This is a genomic window from Gemmiger formicilis, assembly GCF_900167555.1.
Classification (GTDB): Bacteria; Bacillota; Clostridia; order Oscillospirales; family Ruminococcaceae; genus Gemmiger; species Gemmiger formicilis.
On record NZ_FUYF01000015.1, the window covers coordinates 34559 to 53404 of the forward strand.

The 18846-nt window shown below is 59.2% G+C and carries 13 protein-coding genes and 2 tRNA genes; 11 read left to right on the forward strand and 4 right to left on the reverse strand.

What is annotated here, in order from left to right; genetic code table 11:
• Positions 1–60 precede the first annotated feature (60 nt).
• From mnmG to B5D32_RS11235, 8 genes are all read left to right on the forward strand, one after another.
• Complete coding sequence (gene mnmG / locus B5D32_RS11200; protein ID WP_078785113.1) at positions 61–1926, forward strand: tRNA uridine-5-carboxymethylaminomethyl(34) synthesis enzyme MnmG; 1866 nt, start codon at positions 61–63, stop codon at positions 1924–1926.
• A 167-nt stretch (positions 1927–2093) separates the two neighbouring features.
• A complete protein-coding gene (rsmG, locus tag B5D32_RS11205) occupies positions 2094–2798 on the forward strand; it encodes a 16S rRNA (guanine(527)-N(7))-methyltransferase RsmG (RefSeq protein ID WP_078785114.1) in 705 nt (234 codons plus the stop codon).
• Positions 2799–2973: 175 nt separating this feature from the next.
• Positions 2974–3840: a ParB/RepB/Spo0J family partition protein gene (locus B5D32_RS11210; protein ID WP_227594663.1), complete on the forward strand. Its 867-nt coding sequence runs from the start codon at positions 2974–2976 to the stop codon at positions 3838–3840.
• A 578-nt stretch (positions 3841–4418) separates the two neighbouring features.
• Entirely contained in the window at positions 4419–5183 is a 765-nt protein-coding gene (locus B5D32_RS11215; RefSeq protein WP_078785116.1) for a ParA family protein, read from the forward strand.
• A 12-nt stretch (positions 5184–5195) separates the two neighbouring features.
• A complete protein-coding gene (locus B5D32_RS11220; RefSeq protein ID WP_078785117.1) occupies positions 5196–6080 on the forward strand; it encodes a ParB/RepB/Spo0J family partition protein in 885 nt (294 codons plus the stop codon).
• A gap of 133 nt (positions 6081–6213) precedes the next feature.
• Positions 6214–7521: a serine--tRNA ligase gene (gene serS, locus B5D32_RS11225; protein ID WP_078785118.1), complete on the forward strand. Its 1308-nt coding sequence runs from the start codon at positions 6214–6216 to the stop codon at positions 7519–7521.
• Between the two features lie 531 nt (positions 7522–8052).
• Positions 8053–8129: transfer RNA gene (locus B5D32_RS11230), tRNA-Met, on the forward strand.
• A 91-nt stretch (positions 8130–8220) separates the two neighbouring features.
• A tRNA-Glu gene (locus B5D32_RS11235) sits at positions 8221–8295 on the forward strand.
• Positions 8296–8498: 203 nt separating this feature from the next.
• On the opposite strand, the gene B5D32_RS11240 is transcribed toward B5D32_RS11235, so the two are convergent.
• Positions 8499–9137 (reverse strand): Ig-like domain-containing protein, encoded by a 639-nt coding sequence (locus B5D32_RS11240; RefSeq protein WP_078785119.1) that lies wholly within the window; start codon positions 9135–9137, stop codon positions 8499–8501.
• A 116-nt stretch (positions 9138–9253) separates the two neighbouring features.
• Here B5D32_RS11240 and B5D32_RS11245 point away from each other — a divergent pair, with 116 nt between their 5' ends.
• From B5D32_RS11245 to B5D32_RS11255, 3 genes are all read left to right on the forward strand, one after another.
• Positions 9254–9802 carry a M48 family metallopeptidase gene (locus B5D32_RS11245; protein ID WP_078785120.1) on the forward strand — a complete coding sequence of 183 codons (549 nt, stop codon included), beginning with the start codon at positions 9254–9256 and terminating at the stop codon, positions 9800–9802.
• Between the two features lie 136 nt (positions 9803–9938).
• The gene (locus tag B5D32_RS11250) at positions 9939–11372 is read left to right on the forward strand and encodes a lipopolysaccharide biosynthesis protein (RefSeq protein ID WP_078785121.1); all 1434 of its coding nucleotides are present in this window, start codon (positions 9939–9941) and stop codon (positions 11370–11372) included.
• Positions 11373–11418: 46 nt separating this feature from the next.
• Positions 11419–12168, forward strand: a complete 750-nt coding sequence (locus B5D32_RS11255) for a nitroreductase family protein (RefSeq protein ID WP_078785122.1) — start codon at positions 11419–11421, stop codon at positions 12166–12168.
• Positions 12169–12299: 131 nt separating this feature from the next.
• Here B5D32_RS11255 and B5D32_RS11260 read toward each other — a convergent pair whose 3' ends face one another.
• The 3 genes from B5D32_RS11260 to B5D32_RS11270 form a co-directional block, all read right to left on the reverse strand.
• Positions 12300–14945 (reverse strand): prepilin-type N-terminal cleavage/methylation domain-containing protein, encoded by a 2646-nt coding sequence (locus B5D32_RS11260; protein ID WP_078785123.1) that lies wholly within the window; start codon positions 14943–14945, stop codon positions 12300–12302.
• A 15-nt stretch (positions 14946–14960) separates the two neighbouring features.
• A complete protein-coding gene (locus B5D32_RS11265; RefSeq protein ID WP_078785124.1) occupies positions 14961–16847 on the reverse strand; it encodes an LTA synthase family protein in 1887 nt (628 codons plus the stop codon).
• A 622-nt stretch (positions 16848–17469) separates the two neighbouring features.
• Positions 17470–18249 (reverse strand): type III pantothenate kinase, encoded by a 780-nt coding sequence (locus B5D32_RS11270; RefSeq protein WP_078785125.1) that lies wholly within the window; start codon positions 18247–18249, stop codon positions 17470–17472.
• Positions 18250–18846 lie beyond the last annotated feature (597 nt).

Sequence of the window (18846 nt, forward strand, 5' to 3'; positions counted from 1 at the left end):
ATTTATTATTTCTTATTTTTTATTTGCAAAACAACAAACTGGAAAAGGAAACCACAAACCATGGATAAACTATCTTCCTACGACGTCATCGTCATCGGTGCGGGGCATGCGGGGATCGAGGCGGCGCATGCGGCGGCACGGCTGGGGGCAAGGACCGCGGTGTTTACGCTGTCGCTGGATTTCATCGGCAATATGCCGTGCAACCCGTCCATCGGCGGCACGGCCAAGGGGCATCTTGTGCGGGAGGTCGATGCGCTCGGCGGGCTGATGGGTCTGGCCGCAGACGCCACCTACCTGCAAAGCCGGATGCTCAACCGCGGCAAAGGCCCCGCCGTACACAGTCTGCGCGTGCAGACAGACCGCAAGCGCTACCACATCTGGATGAAGCACGCGCTGGAGCAAACCGCCAACCTCGACATCCACCAGGGCGAGATCGTCGGCGTGGACGTGCAGGACGGCAAGGTCTGCGGCGTGTTCACGAACCTGCACGGCTACTACGCCTGCAAGGCCGTCGTCATTGCCACCGGCACCAACCTGGGCGGGCGCATCTTTGTGGGCGACGCCCACTATGACAGCGGCCCAGACGGCACCCACGCCGCCACCGCGCTGACCCGGTGCCTTGTGGAGAACGGCTTCACGCTGCGCCGCTTCAAGACCGGCACGCCCGCCCGCGTCCACCGCCGCAGCATCGACTTCTCGAAGCTCGAATGCCAGCCCGGCGACCCCGATGCCGAGCTGCAGCCGTTCAGCTTTATGACCCGCGTGCCGATGCACAACAAGGTCAACTGCTACATCGCCTACACGAACCCCGCGACCCATAAGGTCATTCTCGACAACCTGCACCGCTCGCCGCTCTACGGCGGCGACATTCAGGGCGTCGGCCCGCGGTACTGCCCGTCCATTGAGGATAAGGTTGTCCGCTTTAAAGAGAAGGAGCGCCACCCGGTCTTTGTGGAGCCCTGCGGCGAGGACACCGAGGAAATGTACCTGCAGGGTCTCTCGTCCAGCCTGCCCGAGGCCGTGCAGAACGAGATGTACCGCACGATTGCCGGGTTTGAGCATCTCGAAATCATGCGCCCGGCCTACGCCATCGAGTATGACTGCGTGGACCCCACGACGCTCAAGCCCACGCTGGAAAGCAAGGTCGTGGGCGGCATCTACGGCGCGGGGCAGTTCAACGGCACGTCCGGCTATGAGGAGGCCGCTGCGCAGGGCTTGCTGGCGGGTCTGAACGCCGCCCGCCACGCGCTGGGCAGGGAAGAACTTGTGCTGGCGCGGCACACAAGCTACCTCGGCACGCTGGTGGACGATCTTGTCACGAAGGGTGTCATGGACCCCTACCGCATGATGACGAGCCGCAGCGAGTACCGCCTGAGCCTGCGCCAGGACAACGCCGACGAGCGGCTGACCCCGATTGGCCGCGAGTACGGGCTGGTGGACGATGACCGCTGGGCACTGTTCTGCCGTGACCGTGAGGTCAAGCAGGCCGAGCTGCACCGACTGGAGACGACGAGCATCAGATTGGCCGACCTGCGCGCCGCCGCCCCTGAGGGCGCGGAGCTGGGCGAGATCGGCGGTTCGGCCATCGAGCTGATGCGGCGGCCCTACATCAGCTATGATCTGATCGCGAAGGTCATTGGCCGCGGCGAGGGCGTGACCCCCGCCATGGCGCAGCGCATCGAGACGGAGATCCGCTATGCCGGGTACATTGCGCGGGAGGAGCGGATCATACGGGATATTCAGCGGCACGAGAATGTGAAGATCCCCGACGACTTTGACTATGCGCCGATTGAAACGATGACGCTGGAATCCCGCGAGAAGCTGACGAAGATAAGGCCGCGCACGCTGGCGCAGGCCGGGCGGATACCGGGTGTATCGCCGAGCGACCTGGCGCAGCTGAGTATTGTGCTGCTGAAGCTGAAATAAACAGGATGCCTTCTCCCGCGAGGGAGAAGGTGCCCGAGGCCCCGCCCGAGGGCGGATGAGGGCCGAGTATATCGATTTCACCCGCAACCGGGCAGCCACATACAGTCTGCCCTCATCAGCCGCCTGCGGGCGGCAGCTTCCCCCGAGGGGGAAGCCAAGGAGACGCTATGATTGATAAAAACAGATTACAAGCCAAATGTTCCACGTGGAAAATCCCCTTGACCGGCGCACAGCTGGACCTGCTGGACAGGTACGCCGAGCTGCTGGTCAGCTATAACGAAAAGGTCAACCTGACCGCCATCACCAGCCCCGAGGGCATCGAGGACCGCCACTTTGCGGACAGCCTGCTGTTTGCGGCGCAGCCCGAGGTCAGCGGCAGGCTGGTGGACGTCGGCACCGGTGCGGGGTTCCCGGGCATTGTGGCAAAAATCTACAAGCCTGACCTGGAGCTGACGTTGATGGAGCCGACGGGCAAGCGCGTGGACTTTTTACGCTACGCCTGTGCCGAGCTGGGTCTGACCGGTGTCGAGTTTGCGAAGGAACGCGCCGAGGAGGCCGCCCGCAAGATCTGGCGCGAGCAGTTCGACGTGGCCAGCGCCCGCGCGGTGGCGGCACTGCCTGTGCTGTGCGAATACTGCCTGCCGCTGGTCAAAGTCGGCGGGCGGTTCATCGCGATGAAGGGCCCCGAGGCAGACGCAGAAGCAAAAGCCGCCGCCAACGCGCTGAAAAAGTTGGGCGGCCAATATGAGGAAACGCGCGCCTTCACGCTGCCGGACGGCAGTGCCCGCGGGCTGGTGTTCTGCAAAAAAATATCGCAGACTCCGACGGTTTACCCCCGAAACGGCGGAAAAATTGCAAAGAAGCCGTTGTAACAGCGCAAAAAATTGAACATAAGGGCGAACGATTTTTCTTCCCCGAAACTGCGGTTTATGCTATGCTTTTTGTAGAAAAGCATAGCATTTTTTGTAGGCCGCTTTAGTAGGGGCCGGGCATGCCCGGCCCTCAACTTTGCGGCAGGCACACTGAACCCAAGGGGAGGAACCGAAATTGCCTAGAAATGATATACAAAAGCAGGGGCGCATTCTGATGCTGCCTGTGGACTGCATCGAGCCGTCGCCCTACCAGGCGCGCACCGCCTTCGACGAGCCGGAGATCGCCGCGCTGGCCGTCAGCATTTTGCAGAACGGTCTTTTGCAGCCCATCAGCGTGCGGCGGGTCGGACTGCACAAATACCAGCTTGTGGCGGGGGAGCGCCGCCTGCGCGCCTGCCGTCTGGCCAAGCTGGACAAGGTGCCGGCGATACTGGCCGACTACGACGACAGCGAATCCGCCGCGCTGGGGCTTTTGGAAAATTTGCAGCGCAGCCAGCTGGACCCGTTCGACACGGCGCGGGGCATTAAAGAGGTCATCCGGCTGTGGGGCTGCACCCAGGCCGAGGCTGCGCGGCGGCTGGGGTTGAGCCAGCCGGCCCTTGCCAACAAGCTGCGCCTGCTGACCCTGACGCCGGAACAGCAGCAGCTTTGCACGGCCAGCCATCTGAGCGAGCGACACGCCCGCGCCGCCCTGCGCCTGCCCGAGGGACGCCGCACCGCCGCGCTGGAAAAGATGGCGCGGGACAAGATGAGCGTGCGCCAGGCGGACCGCCTTGTGGACCAGATGCTGGCCGCCCCCAACGGGCCCAGCCCCTGCCGCCGCACGATCCCCATGGTGCGGGATGTGCGGTTCTTTGTAAATACATTGCAGCACGCGGTGGATTTGATGACCCAGAAGGGGATCGCCGCCACGACCCGGTGCGATAAGCATGACGGGTGTCTGGAGTACATTGTGAGAATTCCGGTCAGCAGCGACGGTACGGCGGGAAAGGTGGAGAACGGCGCGAAGGAGGAAGAAGGGGAGTTTGAGGTGAAGGTGTGAGGGGGGAGGCTTTCTGCGGCGCTGCCGCGCCGGGATGGCTGCGTTGGTGTACGCTTTTTGGCTGCCGCGCGGTAGGGGCCGGTCATGCCCGGCCCGCGGGTTTCCCATAAGCGCCCGTTTGCCGTACACTGCCGGGCCGCATATATGCGGCCCCTACACCTCAGCAATATATTTTACCATGCAGCAACGGCACGCGTCCCCGGAACGGTCAAGACCGTTCCCTACAAAGCACCCGTGAACCACATCTGTAGGGAGGGGTCTTGACCCCTCCGCTGACGTTTGCCCGATACCGGGCGTTCACGGGCAGCCGCGGCGGCATTATCCCAAAAGGCAGCTGCCCGCGCACCCCCCGCGGGCCTTCGCTGACGCCGCCCCCTGCAACGGCCTGCGAGCTTTCCCACCATCGTTCACGCCCGCGCTGTTTGCGGCATGGCATACCCCCGGCAGATGTTCCACGTGGAACATCTGCCGGACTTTTTTGTTGGAAAAACCCCTTTTTTATCCCTTCCGTTTGTGCTATAATAGATACAAGCGGCTCCAAAGCCGCCAAAAAAACGCAAAAACAGGGGAGGTACGGCGTGGCAAAAGTCATCGCAATAGCAAACCAGAAGGGCGGCGTTGGCAAAACCACCACCGCCGTCAACCTGAGCGCCTGTGTGGCGGCACTCGGCAAAAAGGTCCTCATCGTCGATCTGGACCCGCAGGGCAACACCACATCGGCGTATGGCATCTCCAAAAACAAGGTGGAGGCCGACACCTACACCTGCCTGATCGACGATGATGACGTCCGCGAGGCCATCATCAAGAGCGAGTACAACGCCGATGTGCTGCCGTCCAACACCCAGCTGGCGGGCGCGCCCATCGAGCTTGTGTCGGTGCCGCGGCGGGAAATGCGCCTGCGCACCGTGCTGGCCCCCGTCGTGCCGCTGTACGACTACATCTTCATCGACTGTGCGCCGTCGCTCGACCTTTTGACCGTCAACGCGCTCTGCGCGGCGGACACCGTCATCATCCCGATGCAGTGCGAGTTCTTCGCGCTCGAGGGCCTGAGCGAGCTGATGGCGACCCTGAAAACCGTGCGCAAAAAGTACAACCGGTACTTAGACATCGAGGGCGTGCTGTTCACGATGTACTCCGGGCGGCTCAACCTGACGATGCAGGTCGTCGCGCAGGTCAAAAAGTACTTTGGCGACAAGGTCTACCGCGCCGTCATTCCGCGCACCGTGCGCCTGAGCGAGGCCCCGAGCTTCGGTATGCCGATCAACTTCTATGAGCCGAACGGCAAGGGCAGCGAGGCATACATGGAATTGGCGCGGGAATTTTTGGCAAACAACGAACGATAAGGAGGGACGCCGATGGCCAAAAAGAAGATGGGCGGGCTTGGCAAGGGGCTGGACAGCCTGTTTGCCGACCTGTCCGACGATACCGGCAGCGAAGCGTCCAACTCAACGCTGCCGCTGCGGGAAATCGAGCCTGACCCCGAGCAGCCCCGCAAGCGGTTTGACGACGACGCGCTGAACCAGCTGGCCGACAGCATCACCGAGAACGGGCTTTTGCAGCCCATTGCGGTGCGGCCCAAAAAGGTCGGCCCGGGGTACATCATCATTGCGGGCGAGCGCCGCTGGCGTGCCGCGCGCCTGGCCGGGCTGGACGAAGTGCCGGTCATCATCAAGGATGTGACCGACGAGCAGGCCGCCGCGCTGGCGCTGATTGAAAACCTGCAGCGCGAGGACCTCGACCCCATCGAGGTCGCTGAGGGCTGTCGGCAGCTGATCGACAAGTACGGCTTAACGCAGGAATCTGCCGCGAAAAAGCTGGGCAAGAGCCGCAGCGCCGTGACCAACAGCCTGCGCCTGCTGGCCCTGCCTGAGGATGTGCGCCGTATGGTCAGCGGGGGCAAGCTGAGCTTTGGCCACGCCAAGGTCCTGCTGGGGCTGCCCAATGAGGATCTGATGCGGCAGGCTGCGGCGGAGGTCACGGCGCAGAATCTGAACGTGCGCCAGACCGAGGCCCTGTGCAAAAAGCTGACGAAGCCCGTCAAACCGCCCAAGGCGAAGGACGATAACTTCACCCGCCCGAAGCGCGCCGTGGAGGTGGAGGCGGCCTTGAAAGAGGTCACCGGCAGCGAGGTCCATGTTGACTACAAGGACGGCAAGGGCTCGCTGAAAATCGACTTTTACAGCGATGATATGCTGCAAAAGTTCGTGAGCCTGCTGGGAATGTATGACCCGGAAGGGTGAGCAGCCCGGAAATCTGTAGGGGCGGGGCATGCCCCGCCCGCAGCCTACCCATAAAATGCTATTTATTTGTAAAGCCGCGGGCCGGACATGTCCGGCCCCTACAAAAGCAAATATTGAATAGAGGAGTACCACTATGTTAGACATTCGTTTTGTCCGTGAAAACCCGGACGCCGTCAAGGAAAACATCAGGAAAAAGTTCCAGGACGCCAAGCTGCCCCTCGTCGATGAGGTCATCGCGCTTGACGCCGAGTACCGCGCCGCCATCGGTGAGGCCAGCGACCTGCGCGCAAACCGCAACAAGCTGTCCAAGCAGATCGGCGCGCTGATGGGCCAGGCCAAGAAAGACCCCTCCAAGGCTGCCGAGGCCGAGGAAATCAAGAAGCAGGTCACGGCCCAGGCTGACCGCCTGAAGGAGCTGGAGGCCAAGGAGACCGAGCTGCAGGCCAAGATCCAGGAGATCATGTACACGATCCCCCAAATGATCGACCCCAGCGTGCCCATCGGCCCCGACGACAGCCATAACGTCGAGGTCCAGCGCTTCGGCGAGCCCGTTGTGCCCGACTATCCCATCCCGTACCACGTGGACATCATGGAGAGCTTCGACGGCATCGACCTTGACGCCGCAGGCCGCGTCTCCGGCAACGGCTTCTACTACCTGCTGGGCGACATTGCCCGCCTGCACGAGGCTGTGCTGGCCTACGCCCGCGATTTTATGATCGACAAGGGCTTTACCTACGTCATCCCCCCGTTCATGATGCACGGCGACGTGGTCAAGGGCGTTATGTCCTTCCCTGAAATGGACGCTATGATGTACAAAATCGAGGGCGAGGACCTGTACCTGATCGGCACGTCCGAGCACACGATGATTGGCCGCTTCATCGACCAGACGCTGGACGGTGCCAAGCTGCCCCTGACCCTGACCAGCTACAGCCCCTGCTTCCGCAAGGAGAAGGGCGCCCACGGCATCGAGGAGCGCGGCATCTACCGCATCCATCAGTTCGAGAAGCAGGAGATGATCGTCGTCTGCAAGCCCGAGGACAGCATGGACTGGTACGATAAGCTGTGGAAGAACTCCGTCGAGCTGTTCCGCTCCATGGAGATCCCCGTCCGCCAGCTGGAGTGCTGCTCCGGCGATCTGGCCGATCTGAAGGTCAAGAGCTGCGACATCGAGGCGTGGAGCCCGCGCCAGCAGAAGTACTTCGAGGTCTGCTCCTGCTCCAACCTGGGCGACGCCCAGGCCCGCCGCCTGCGCATCCGCTTTAAGGATGAGAACGGCAAGACCCAGCTGGCCCACACGCTGAACAACACCTGCGTGGCCCCGCCGCGTATGCTGATCGCCTTCCTGGAGAACCACCTGCAGGCCGACGGCACCGTGACCATCCCCGAGGTCCTGCGCCCCTACATGGGCGGCAAGGCCGTGCTGGTGCCCAACAAGAAGTAATTTTGAAAGAGCCTTCCCCCGAGGGGGAAGGTGGCCGAGGCCCCGCCCGAGGCCGGATGAGGGGAAAGCTGCCGTGGCCGCCCATAACCGGGTAACTGCCGTAAGTTCGCCCCTCATCAGTCCGCTTTGCGGACAGCTTCAGTCTCCGCGCTAAGAGCCGCCTTCGGCGGTTGCGCTCCGACACGCGCCTGCGGGCGCAGCCCCTCGTGGGAGGCCTTTAGGCAACACCTCATAATTCCCGCCTTACGGCTTAAGCACCGCTCCGGCGGCTGCGGCACGGCATCTGCGTTGCCAAAATGCTCGATAAGACATCCAGTATTATCTGCGCTTTTGGCTTAGCAGCTGCCGCACCGCGCTCGCCGTATCGGCACTTAGAATTATGCAGTGTTGCCTTTAGAGTTTTCCCCCGCATTGCACACGCAATGCGGGATTTTTTTTGCATTTTTGAAAAAAATCGGGAAAAACTACTTGACATAGGGGAGAATGTCGGCTATAATAATATAGCGTTCTCAAGAGCGCGACGACAAATGTGGCGGTATAGCTCAGTTGGCTAGAGCATTCGGTTCATACCCGAAGTGTCACCGGTTCAAATCCAGTTACCGCTACCACATGATACAGGATTTCGCTAAAATACTTGGGGGTCGGTTGCAATAGTAGCCGATAAGTTGCTTGCTGTTTTAGCGAAATCTTGTATTATATGGCCCGTTGGTCAAGCGGTTAAGACACGGCCCTTTCACGGCTGTAACATGGGTTCGATTCCCGTACGGGTCACCAAAAAGCTCAACTTCGCAAGAGGTTGAGCTTTTTTCTTTTTATTGTACATTGTAAGGAGTAGAGGAGTACGGGAATCGAACAGCCCGTGCCCCGCGTCCGCGTCCCGCGGGGCAAAAACAGCCCCGCGGGCTGTTTTTAGGGCGCGGGAGATGGACGGGAGGGTCACCAAAGGGGCTGTTGTACATCCCCTCGTTTTCTTTTGCCTATTCCTTCGGCCTGACCACCGTTACGGTACACTGCGCTGTAAAACCGCCGCAGTCGGCGGTCAGGGTCGTGGTGCCGTAATTCACGGGGACGAGCCAGGAGCCGTCGAAGCGGGCGATGCGCTCGTCGGCGATGTGATAGGTCACGGCGGGGTGGTCGGTGGTGTCCTCCGGCAGAAGATGGCAGACTGCGCCGACGCGGCTGGCGTAGGCGTAGTCGGACTCGCGCGTGCCGTCGGCGGTGATCCAGGTCACAAGCTCGTCGTCAAAATACAGCGTGTAGTCGTCCAAAGCGATGCCGCGCAGCGGGCTGGACACCTGCACCGGGCAGCTGGCGGAAATTTTCCCGTCGGCGCTTTGCAGCGTCAGGGTGGTCGAGCCGCCGCGCAGACCGGTCACAATGCCGCTGGGATCGACCTCGGCAATCGTGTCATCGGCCACAGACCAGCGCCACTCGGTCAGGGCGGCGCGGCGGGGGCTGACCTCACGCCCGTCGGCATCCTCGTAGAGGACGGCGGTCTCGGCGGTCTGGGTCTTTTCGACCTGCACGGCGTCGGGTAGGGTCACGGCGGCCACCGGCGCACCGCAGGCCGTCAGGCCCAGCAGCAGGGCGGGCAGAACAAAAAACAGCGATTTCATGCAAAAGCCCCCTTTTGGCAGTATCATACCACAATGCGCCGCCGCAGGCAACTGTTGCACTTTTGGGCAAATGCGTGTACAATAAACTATATACTTTTGCAAAAGGGGGGCCGGGCATGGAGCGGACGGCGGGCGGCATCACCTACACGCTGACGCGGCGGCGGGTGCGCAACATCAACCTGCGCGTGCGGGCCGACGGCAGTGTGGCGGCCAGTGCGTCGCCGCGGGTGCCTGCGGCTTATGTGGACGCCTTTGTCACGGCGCGGGCCGACTGGGTGCGCACCGCACAGGTGCGTGCCGCGGCCCGGCGCGAACGAGAGGCCGCCGAGGCCCCCGCGCTGCCGCCCAAGGCCGAGGCGCTGGCCTATATGCAGGCGCTGTGCCGGGCATACTATCCGCAATTCGCGGCGACCTGCCCGGGCGGCGCGATGCCCAAAATTGCGGTGCGTGACATGAACACCCGCTGGGGGTCGTGCAGTCTGCGCACCGGCACGCTGGCGTTTGCGCGGCGGCTCTGCACGATGCCGCTGCCCGCGCAGGAGTACGTTGTTGTGCACGAGTTCTGTCACTTTGCCCACCCCGACCACAGCCCGGCGTTCTGGGCCGCGGTGGCGGAGGTGCTGCCGGATTATAAGCAGCGGGAACGGATGCTGAAGCTGCGGTGAGAGCGGAAGTTTGCCGCGATTGCCCGTGAACGGGGTGCCGGCGGAAGGTTTGCCCTCATCCGACCTTCGCGTTCGCTCGGCCACCTTCCCCCGGAGGGGAAGGCTTCATACTCTACAAACAAGGGAGGTTCCCATCTTGCCGTCTCCACAGAAAAAATATACGACGCTGGTCAGCAATACGCTGCTGTTTGCCATCTCCAACTTCAGCTCCAAGCTGCTCAGCTTCTTCATCCGCCCGTATCTGAGCTACGCGCTCGACTCGCCGGACGTTATGGGCGTGTCCAGCCTTTTGCAGCAGGCCACAAACCTGCTGATCCCGGTGGTCAGCCTTGGCGTGGCCTATGCGGTCATCCGGTTCGGGCTGGACAAAGCGACCAACAAATCCAGCGTCTTTGTCAACGGCGCGGCGACTATCGGGCTGGGCTTTGTGGTGCTGCTGCTGGCCATGCCGCTGGTGCGGCTCATCCCCAACGCTGCGGAGTACCTGGGCTTTTTGTACCTCTGCGTGCTGGCCAGCTGTATGAGAACGCTGTGTACCCAGTTCATCCGCTCGCGGATGCTGAACCGGCTGGTCGCCATAGACGGTGTGCTGACAACGCTGAGCCTGCTGCTCTACTACCTGCTGTTCCTGAGCGTCTTAAAAATGGGCGCTGCAGGCTTTTTGCTGGCAAACGCGCTGGCAGATTTGACATCCATGGTGTTTGTGTTCATTGCGGGCGGGTGCTGGCGGTACTTCAAGCCCAAGGCGTTTGACAAGACGCTGTGGAAGGAGATGCTGCGCTACTGCCTGCCGATGATCCCGGCGTCCATCAGCTTTTGGATCATCAACGCCAGCGACATGTTCTTTGTGCAGGGCATGTGCGAGGGCTACGCGGGCCGCAGCGGCAACCACTGGGTCGGGCTGCTGTCGGCGGGGTACTTCCTGCCGCAGATCATCACGATTTTGGGCAGCATCTTCTACGAGGCGTGGCAGCTCTCCGCCGTGACCGAGGAGACGGACCGCGAGGCGTTCTTCTCCAAGATATTCCGCGTGTATGCCAGCGTGCTGTTCTGCTGCGTGGCGGGCATCATCATGCTGTGCCAGCTGCTCATGCGGGTGTTCAAGGCTGAATATTTTGACGCCTGGACGTTTGTTCCGTTCCTGACGCTCTGCTCGATGCTGACCTGCCTGAACCAGTTCCTGAACAGCGTCTACGTCGTGTATAAACGGTCTACCGGCTCGCTGTTCACAATGCTGGCCGGTGCGGTGCTGAACCTGATTCTGAACTACCTGTTCATTTTGCAGTGGGGCCCGTGGGGCGTAACCCCGGCCAGCTTCCTGAGCCTGATGCTGGTGTTTTTGCTGCGCGCCTACTCGACCCGCGGTCTGCTGGAGATCGACTTCCACCCGGCGTGGCTTGTGCTGAATCTGGCGCTGGTGCTGGCGGAAATCTGGTGCATGATGAACCTGACCCATTGGGCGCTGCCCGTCGTGGGCATCACCGCGGTGGTCTGCGTGCTGAACATCCGCGAGGTGCTGAGCATGCTGGATACGCTGATCGGGAAGTTTTTGAAGAAACGGAAAAATTGATTTTGATTTGCCTTCCCCCTCGGGGGAAGGCTTAAAGGAGCTTATTATGGAAAACAACGCTATCCTCTCCGCCCTCTCCGCCCGCAAAAGCGTGCGGGTATTCACCACTGACCCCGTCACGCCGGACGAGCGGGCAGCCATCCTGAACGCGGCGTTCCAGGCACCGACGGCGGGCAACCAGCAGCTGTACACGATCCTGGACATCACCGACCCGGCGCTGAAGGCCACGCTGGCCGACCTGTGCGACCACCAGCCGTTCATTGCCGGTGCGCCGCTGGTGCTGGTGTTCCTGGCCGACTGCCGCCGCTGGCTCAACGCCTACCACGCCGCGGGCATCACGGACGCCCGCAAGCCCGGGGCAGGGGACTTGATGCTGGCCGTGGCCGACACCTGCATTGCCGCCCAGAACGCCGTGGTCGCCGCCGAGTCTCTGGGCATCGGCAGCTGCTACATAGGCGACGTCCTCGAGAATGCTGAGGCCATGCGCGACGCCCTGCACCTGCCGCAGTACGTTGTGCCCGCCTGTATGCTGGTGTTTGGCCGCCCCACGGAGCAGCAGCAGCGCCGCCCCAAGCCCGCCCGCTTTGCCGAGCAGGCCGTCGTCTGTGAGAATGTGTACACGGACCGCACGCCCGACGAGCTGCGCGCCGACTTTGCGGCGAAAGCCGCCGCCAACGGCCAGCTCGACTACGACTTTGACAAAGCCGTGCAGGCATTTTGCAAGCGCAAGTACGCGAGCGACTTTTCCCGGGAGATGACGAGAAGCGCAGAGATTTACTGGAAAGAGTTTTTGTGATTGGCAGAGAACGCAGGGGCGAATCCCATATCCACCCGGGAGCGTTGCCGCTGCCGCCGCACCCCTGCAATCTCTACAAATAAACCACCCCCACCCAACCGTAGATGTTCTGCGGCTGGGTGGGGGCTTTCTTATTGATTGAGGGTGAAATTATATATATTTTGATTTTTATCCTGTAGTTTATGCTCTAGCGTAGTAAAGTTTTCATTGCTGAGAAAATCAGAGGTAAGAGGTAAATCCTTGTCACCGATATAGACATATACTTTTTTGTTCTTTTTATCGTCAGGAACTCCGTCCCCATAATTATCAGGAATAATAATGTCACCTTTTTTGAGTGTTACATTTTGCTCACTATAAAGATAAGCCTTGCCCGTAAGGGGAACAATATAGTCGGCTGCTTTTTTATCGGATTTTTTTTCATTGAGATAATTGCTTAAAAATGTCATGGGATCGGGAGCATTATTCAGTTCAGGAGAATCAACTTTTTTATAGTCATCACGCTTGTTATTCGAAATATTATAGGTATAGTCCGAATTCTTAGCATAATTGTAGTAAGCGATACCCTTCCAGCAAATAATTTCACCGCCACTAAAACTGATTTCATTATCCGTAGTGAGTTTGTGTGCCCAGTTATTTGCCTGATTAAAAGTGACCTTGTCGAACTTTATATCAGATTTATCCTCACTTGAGTTATGGTCAATCATAGAGACAGTAAAAGTATCCGCGTCTGACGGAACTGTGAAAGTAATCTTTTCAGCTTTTGTGTAATGCTGTGGTGGGGTTTGCTCCTCTAATACATAGGTCTTCCCACGGCGGAGTTGTACAACATAGTAAGGAGCGGAGGTAGTGGTAAAAGATTGATAACTAGACAATTGGGGAGTACCGCCGCCGCCACTGTCAAAGCCAAGAAGAATATGATTCCCATCTTTAGAGCTGAGAACAAGGGTTGCGTCGGATACGGCATTACCGGCGTCATCAATTTTGTACAGATAGGTGGTGCAGGTCAATTTCTTGCTGTTGACAACATGAATAATATCACCATTATCTCCATACTGCTCAACACGGCCCCATTCACCGTAATCATGGTTATAAATATTTAGCTTAAACCATGTATTATGGGCAGCGGTCTGTCGCCCGGGCGTTTTCATGTATGCATCCGGATACGGGCTGAAATTAAAAGCAAGAGAGCAGTTGACGCCACTCTGATATCCGGTAGGTGCAGTAACTTCGATGAGTTTATAAGTTTTTGCACTATCCAGATAAACAAGGTCAGTCATGCCATCTCCGGAATTAAGCTGCAGAGGAACAAAGCAATAACCCTGTGAATTACTTCTTAGATTCTTAAAAATGACGTTCCCTGATGTGTCTGTGATGTTAAAGAAAGCATCAGCAAGGGGATGATTTTCTGCATCGGTTGTTAGAATTTTTACAACGGCAGTGGGAAAGTACTGCAGGGTAATCACATTGCCTTCTGCAAAAGTACCGTTCGTATTGCCGCCGAAAACAAAGTTACTAAAGGTACAGCCGAGGTATTTGCCGCTATTATAAGATTTGTTGATTTCGATGGTGAAAGATTCCGTTTTTAGGGGCTGATATCCCGGTATAGGGTCTTTTTCTGTAATGGTAAAATTGTTTACCCATGTGGGTAACTGACCGGCAACAATGGGTTTGCCCGATGCTTTATCATAAATCTCAAAAGGAATATTGCCGTTAGCATCAGTAGTGACTTCGTAGGTAATCTTAGGGTCGGGAACCGTTACAGTGTATGTTTTATTGGCAAAATTACTGGAAGACCCTGTTACGACATCCTGTAAATGGATAAAGACTTTGTCATCCTTTGTAGGATCCAACTTTTCATCTTCCATGGTGATGCTGTTTCCGGTAGCAGATACTCCAGAATCGCCGCTCAAGGTCAATGTTTCACCGTTCTTTGTAATGAAAAACGAAATATCTTTTGCAAGAGCATAATTTCCGGGAGCTGAAGTTTCGCGCAGCACATAATTACCAACCGGCAAACTAACGGAATACCCTGAACTGCTGGTTGACGAAGTCCAAGAAGCAACCTCCGTACCATCTTTAAGAATCTGTAGCTTTGCATCGCCAAGTGGAATCTTGGTGGTGGCGTCTACTTTTAAAATCGTAACCCCTAAGAGAGTTGGTTCTGGGCCCGGTGCAGGCTCCGGGTTGGGGTTTGGTTCCGGTTTGGTATCATCAGGCTTTGGAACAACGATGCTGTCAATACTTCCGTCCACACGCGCATTCGTTCCGGTGGCCGTGTATACGACCTGTATCCCATCGGCGCTGGTATACACTAAGTATAAAACCTGCCCGCTGGCGTTGCAGGTCATCCCCTGCACGGTGCCCTTGACCCCGGCATCTGCCGCAATCGTGGTCGTGGCAATACTGCCCGCAGGCGGGCTTGCCACATCCAGCAGATACTGCCCGCTGCCCTCGGTCAAGGCGACCTTGCCGCCTGTGACCTCGGGTGCGTTTGCTTCTAATGGGCCTGCCCAGCTTGTCAGGGCATCTGCACCATCGCTTTTTCCCGTTATCGATGCGTTCTGCACCAGGGCGTAGTTCTGCGCACCCTGCCGGGTCGCCGTCATCACACACGCCTGCGTCTCGCTGACGGCCTGCTTTTCCTTGGCGCTGTCAATGTACCCGGTCAGCGCCGGGACGGCAAAGGCCGCCAGCACGCCCAGAATCACCAATACCACGATCAGCTCCACCAGCGTGAAGCCGCTGCGGCTGCGCGGGGTTTGTTTCAGACCTGTCATAGGGATGCCTCCTCTTTATTCGGCGGGGTCAAAAATGCTCTGGTCGCGCTTGGCGTGCGCGCCGATGTTGTTGTATTCCAGCATCAGATACCCCTTGGCCCACTCGTCCAGCGCGAGGTCTGCACCGTACTCGGCTGTGCTGCCGTCCACCTTCATGTAGTCGTTGGCGGCGGTCACAACGGGGGTGTTGTGCTTCATTTCCAGCAGGTACTCGTAGTAGTCGCTCAGGGGCAGACCCGCCTGCTGCAGCAGGGTGGGGGTCAGCATGACCATGTCCATGCGGTTCAGCGGGTCGGTGGTGCTGGTGGCGGCTGCTGTGTGCTCCAGCGGGTAGTTGGCCCAGATGAAAAACGGCGTGCTGCGCTCCAAAATCTGCAGCTCGTTGTCGGTTTCGGCAAAGCTGGGGTCGGCCACATGGCCCACAAAGCTGGGCGCGTGGTCACCGGCCATGGCCACAATGACCTTGCGGCCCGTCTTTTCGTACTGCGCGGTAAAGTAATCGCACAGCTCCTGCACGGCGGCGTCGGTCTTTTTGATGCAGCTCAGGTACTCGTCCATCAGCGCATCGTAGTCGCCGTAGTCGGTGGCGGCGTGGACAATATCCAGCGACGCATCGTTCATATCGTAGTCGCCGTGGCTCTGGATGGACACCAGGAAGCTGAACCGCGGCTTGTCCTCCGGCATGGCCTCGTACATCGTTTCCCAGTCGCGGTAGGTGGCCGAGTCGGTCTGGTACGGGCGGTCTCCGTAGGTCTCCTGCGTGGTAAAATCGCTCTGGAAATGGGTCTCGTCAAAGCCCAGCGCCAGCCAGGCGGAGTCGCGGCGGTAGTTGGAGTTCGTGTAGGGGTGGGCGGCCATCGTGGAGTAGCCCAGACCCTTGAGGTAGCTGACAACGCTGTTGGCGTTGTACAGGTTCAGCCAGTTGAACGGCGTGATGCTGGGCATCAGGATCAGCGAGTTGGAGGTCAGCATCTCGTACTCGGTGGAGTTTGTGCCGCCGCCCACATGGGGGCTGATCGTGTGGCCGTAGACCGAGTTGGGCAGGTTCTTGGTGACCGGCATGATGTCGGTGTCGGCCTGCAGGTCGGTGACAAGGTCAAAGTCGTAGAAGCTTTCGGACAGGATCAGCACAATGTCGGGGTAGTCCTCGGCGCTCTCGGGACTGGCAGGGGCGATGTAGTCGTCGGCCTTGCGGGCGGTGTTCACCGCCGCGGCGTCGTTGTAGTTCTCCGGCTCAATGACCGGGTCGGCCATCAGGCTGGTGGCCTCAATCGTCCCGGCCAGATAGCCGTAGGTGTAGTAGGTGTTCTGCCACGCCCAGCCGTAGGTCGTCTTGGGCTTGATGGTCACGGGGCCGAAGTAGCCGAAGAACATGACCAGAAACACGCCCAGTGCGCTGCCCGCCGCCCGCACGCCGCGGGCCTTCCAGCCGGCGCGCTTAGGCGCACCCTTGACCAGCTGCGCCTGCACGAACACAATCGCCAGAATCGGCAGGTAGAGCAGCACGATCTTCACAACGTCCTGCGTGATTTTCAGGGTGTAGCTGCCCATGACCTCAGCGGCGGTGCCGAGGTTCAAAATGTCCTGGGGCATCAGCGCCGAGCCGTGCAGGTCGCGGGTGTAGTAGTTGATGAGCGCAATGAGGGTGAACACCGCGCCCGAAATGCCCGTTGCGCGGCTCCATTTGCCGAGCAGCGCAAACAAAATCAGCGTCAGGCAAAAGGCGGTCAGCGCATTGAGCGGCGCGTAGAGCGGCCATTGAAGCTGCAAAAAGCTCTCGGTCACGCCGTCGGACAGCTCCAGCTGATAGCGGGAGATGAACCCCACCGCCACCGCCAGCAGGCAGGGGAGCACCCCCTGCAAGAGAAATTTCTTCCAGTTAAAGTTTTTCAAATGCTGCATAGGTGATGAATAAATACCTTTCTCTGTAAATTTTGTACATAACTATACATAATATATTATAACACGACACCACAAAAAAAGAAAGAGGTGCAAGCAGCACCTCTTTGGATATAGAATGATGTTTGTCCGGAATACGGATAGTACAATACGCCCTGCCCGTAGGGAGCGGCATATATGCCGCCCGCACCTCCCGGCCAGCACCCGCCAACCATCCACCACCCCGTAGGGGCCGGGCATGCCCGGCCCGCAACCCTGCGTCGCCGCCTGTTACTGGTTTGCATCGTAGGGAGGGGTCTTGACCCCTCCGCGGGGCGTCGAGGACGCCGCCCTCTACAGAGATGGCCCGAAAACATACCCACACCCATACACGCCCGCGGCGGCCTGAGGGCAGGCCGCCCTACAATCTCCCGTTCACATAACCCGTAGGGGGAGGGATTCATCCCTCACGCGCACCTCCCAGCCAGCACCCGCCAACCATCCACCACCCCGTAGGGGCCGGGCATGCCCGGCCTGCAACTTTACGTCGGCAGACGTTACAGCCCCGGCCCGTAGGGAGCGGTCTTGACCGCTCCGCGCCGCTTTGCCCACGACGCCTTCTTACCTTATATACCGGTAACCAACGTCACTTCCGCGTATTCTTCTTCCAGATCCAATACAGCCCTTCCAGCACCAGCGTCTCGCGGTACACAATATCCGTCGCACACGCCGTGCGCACACTGTCGGGCAGCGTGCCGGTTGCGACCACCGGCGCGTCGGGTGCGCCCAGCGCTGCGCGGATCTGCGCGACCATGCCGTCCAGCATGGCCGCCGTGCCGTACACAATGCCGCTGTGCAGACAGTCCGCCGTGTTGGCCCCCAGCAGACGCCGCGGGCGGGCCTCCAGTTCCACCTGGGGCAGCTGCGCCGTGTTGCGCACCAGCGCCGACAGCGAGCACTGCGGCCCCGGCAGGATGCTGCCGCCCACCAGTGCGCCGGTGCTGTCCACAGCCAGCAGGGTAGTGGCGGTATCAAAGTTCACCACCACGCAGGGCGGCGTGCACCGCTGCAGCGCGCCCACGATGGCACACAGCAGCTCGCCGCCCAGCTGGGCCGGGTTGTCCATGCGGATGCGCACCCCGCTTTTCAGCCCGGGGCCGACCTCCATGATCTGGCACTCGCACATTTTGCGCAGGGCCTCGCGCAGCCGCGGTGTCAGCGCCGGCACCACGCTGGAAAAGATGACCGCCGTGATTTGCTGCGGCTCCGCCCCGTACAGCGCCAGCATGTTTACGATTTTGTACAGGAGCTCATCACTGCTCAGCGCCGTGTCCGCAAACAGCCGCGACGAAAACACCAGCTTGCCGTCCGGCGTATACCCGCCAAACGTAATATTGGAGTTGCCGATATTCAATGCCAGGATCATGACAGGACCTCGTTTCAAGTATGTTGCCTCTATACTATTATAATAAGGTAGAAATTGCAAGTGTTTTCCACATTCATGTGCGCCGAATGTGGAAAACACACCGCTCCTTCCACCATCACCCCCGTAGGGGCCGGGCATGCCCGGCCCGCAACCTTCCCATCGCCTGCCGTTAATCTTCCACCACCCACCACCCCCATAATTTGTGCCCGCCAACCGCCGTCACCCCAATATACACCTTGCCCAAAGTTCTCCCTCAAACTTTGTCGAAAAAATCAAAAAAACTTGCAAAAACCTGTTGACAAAGGTCATACTACTTGCTATAATAATCAAGCTGTCTCGCGAGCCCAGCCCGCGGCGGCAGCCGCTGGAGCCTTTACCTACAGCTTGTACGCCGTTTTTTGAAGAAAACTTCTTCAAAAAACTTTCAGAAAACCTCTTGACAAACGAGAGAATCTGATATATAATATACAAGCTGTCACGGAGACGCGACAGCGCAGCAGGACCTTGAAAATTGAACAAAACTGAAACTTGTGGAACCTTGATCGTGGGTTTGGAAACCCACGTTAATCAATTCCAAATTTACAAGTAATTCATACA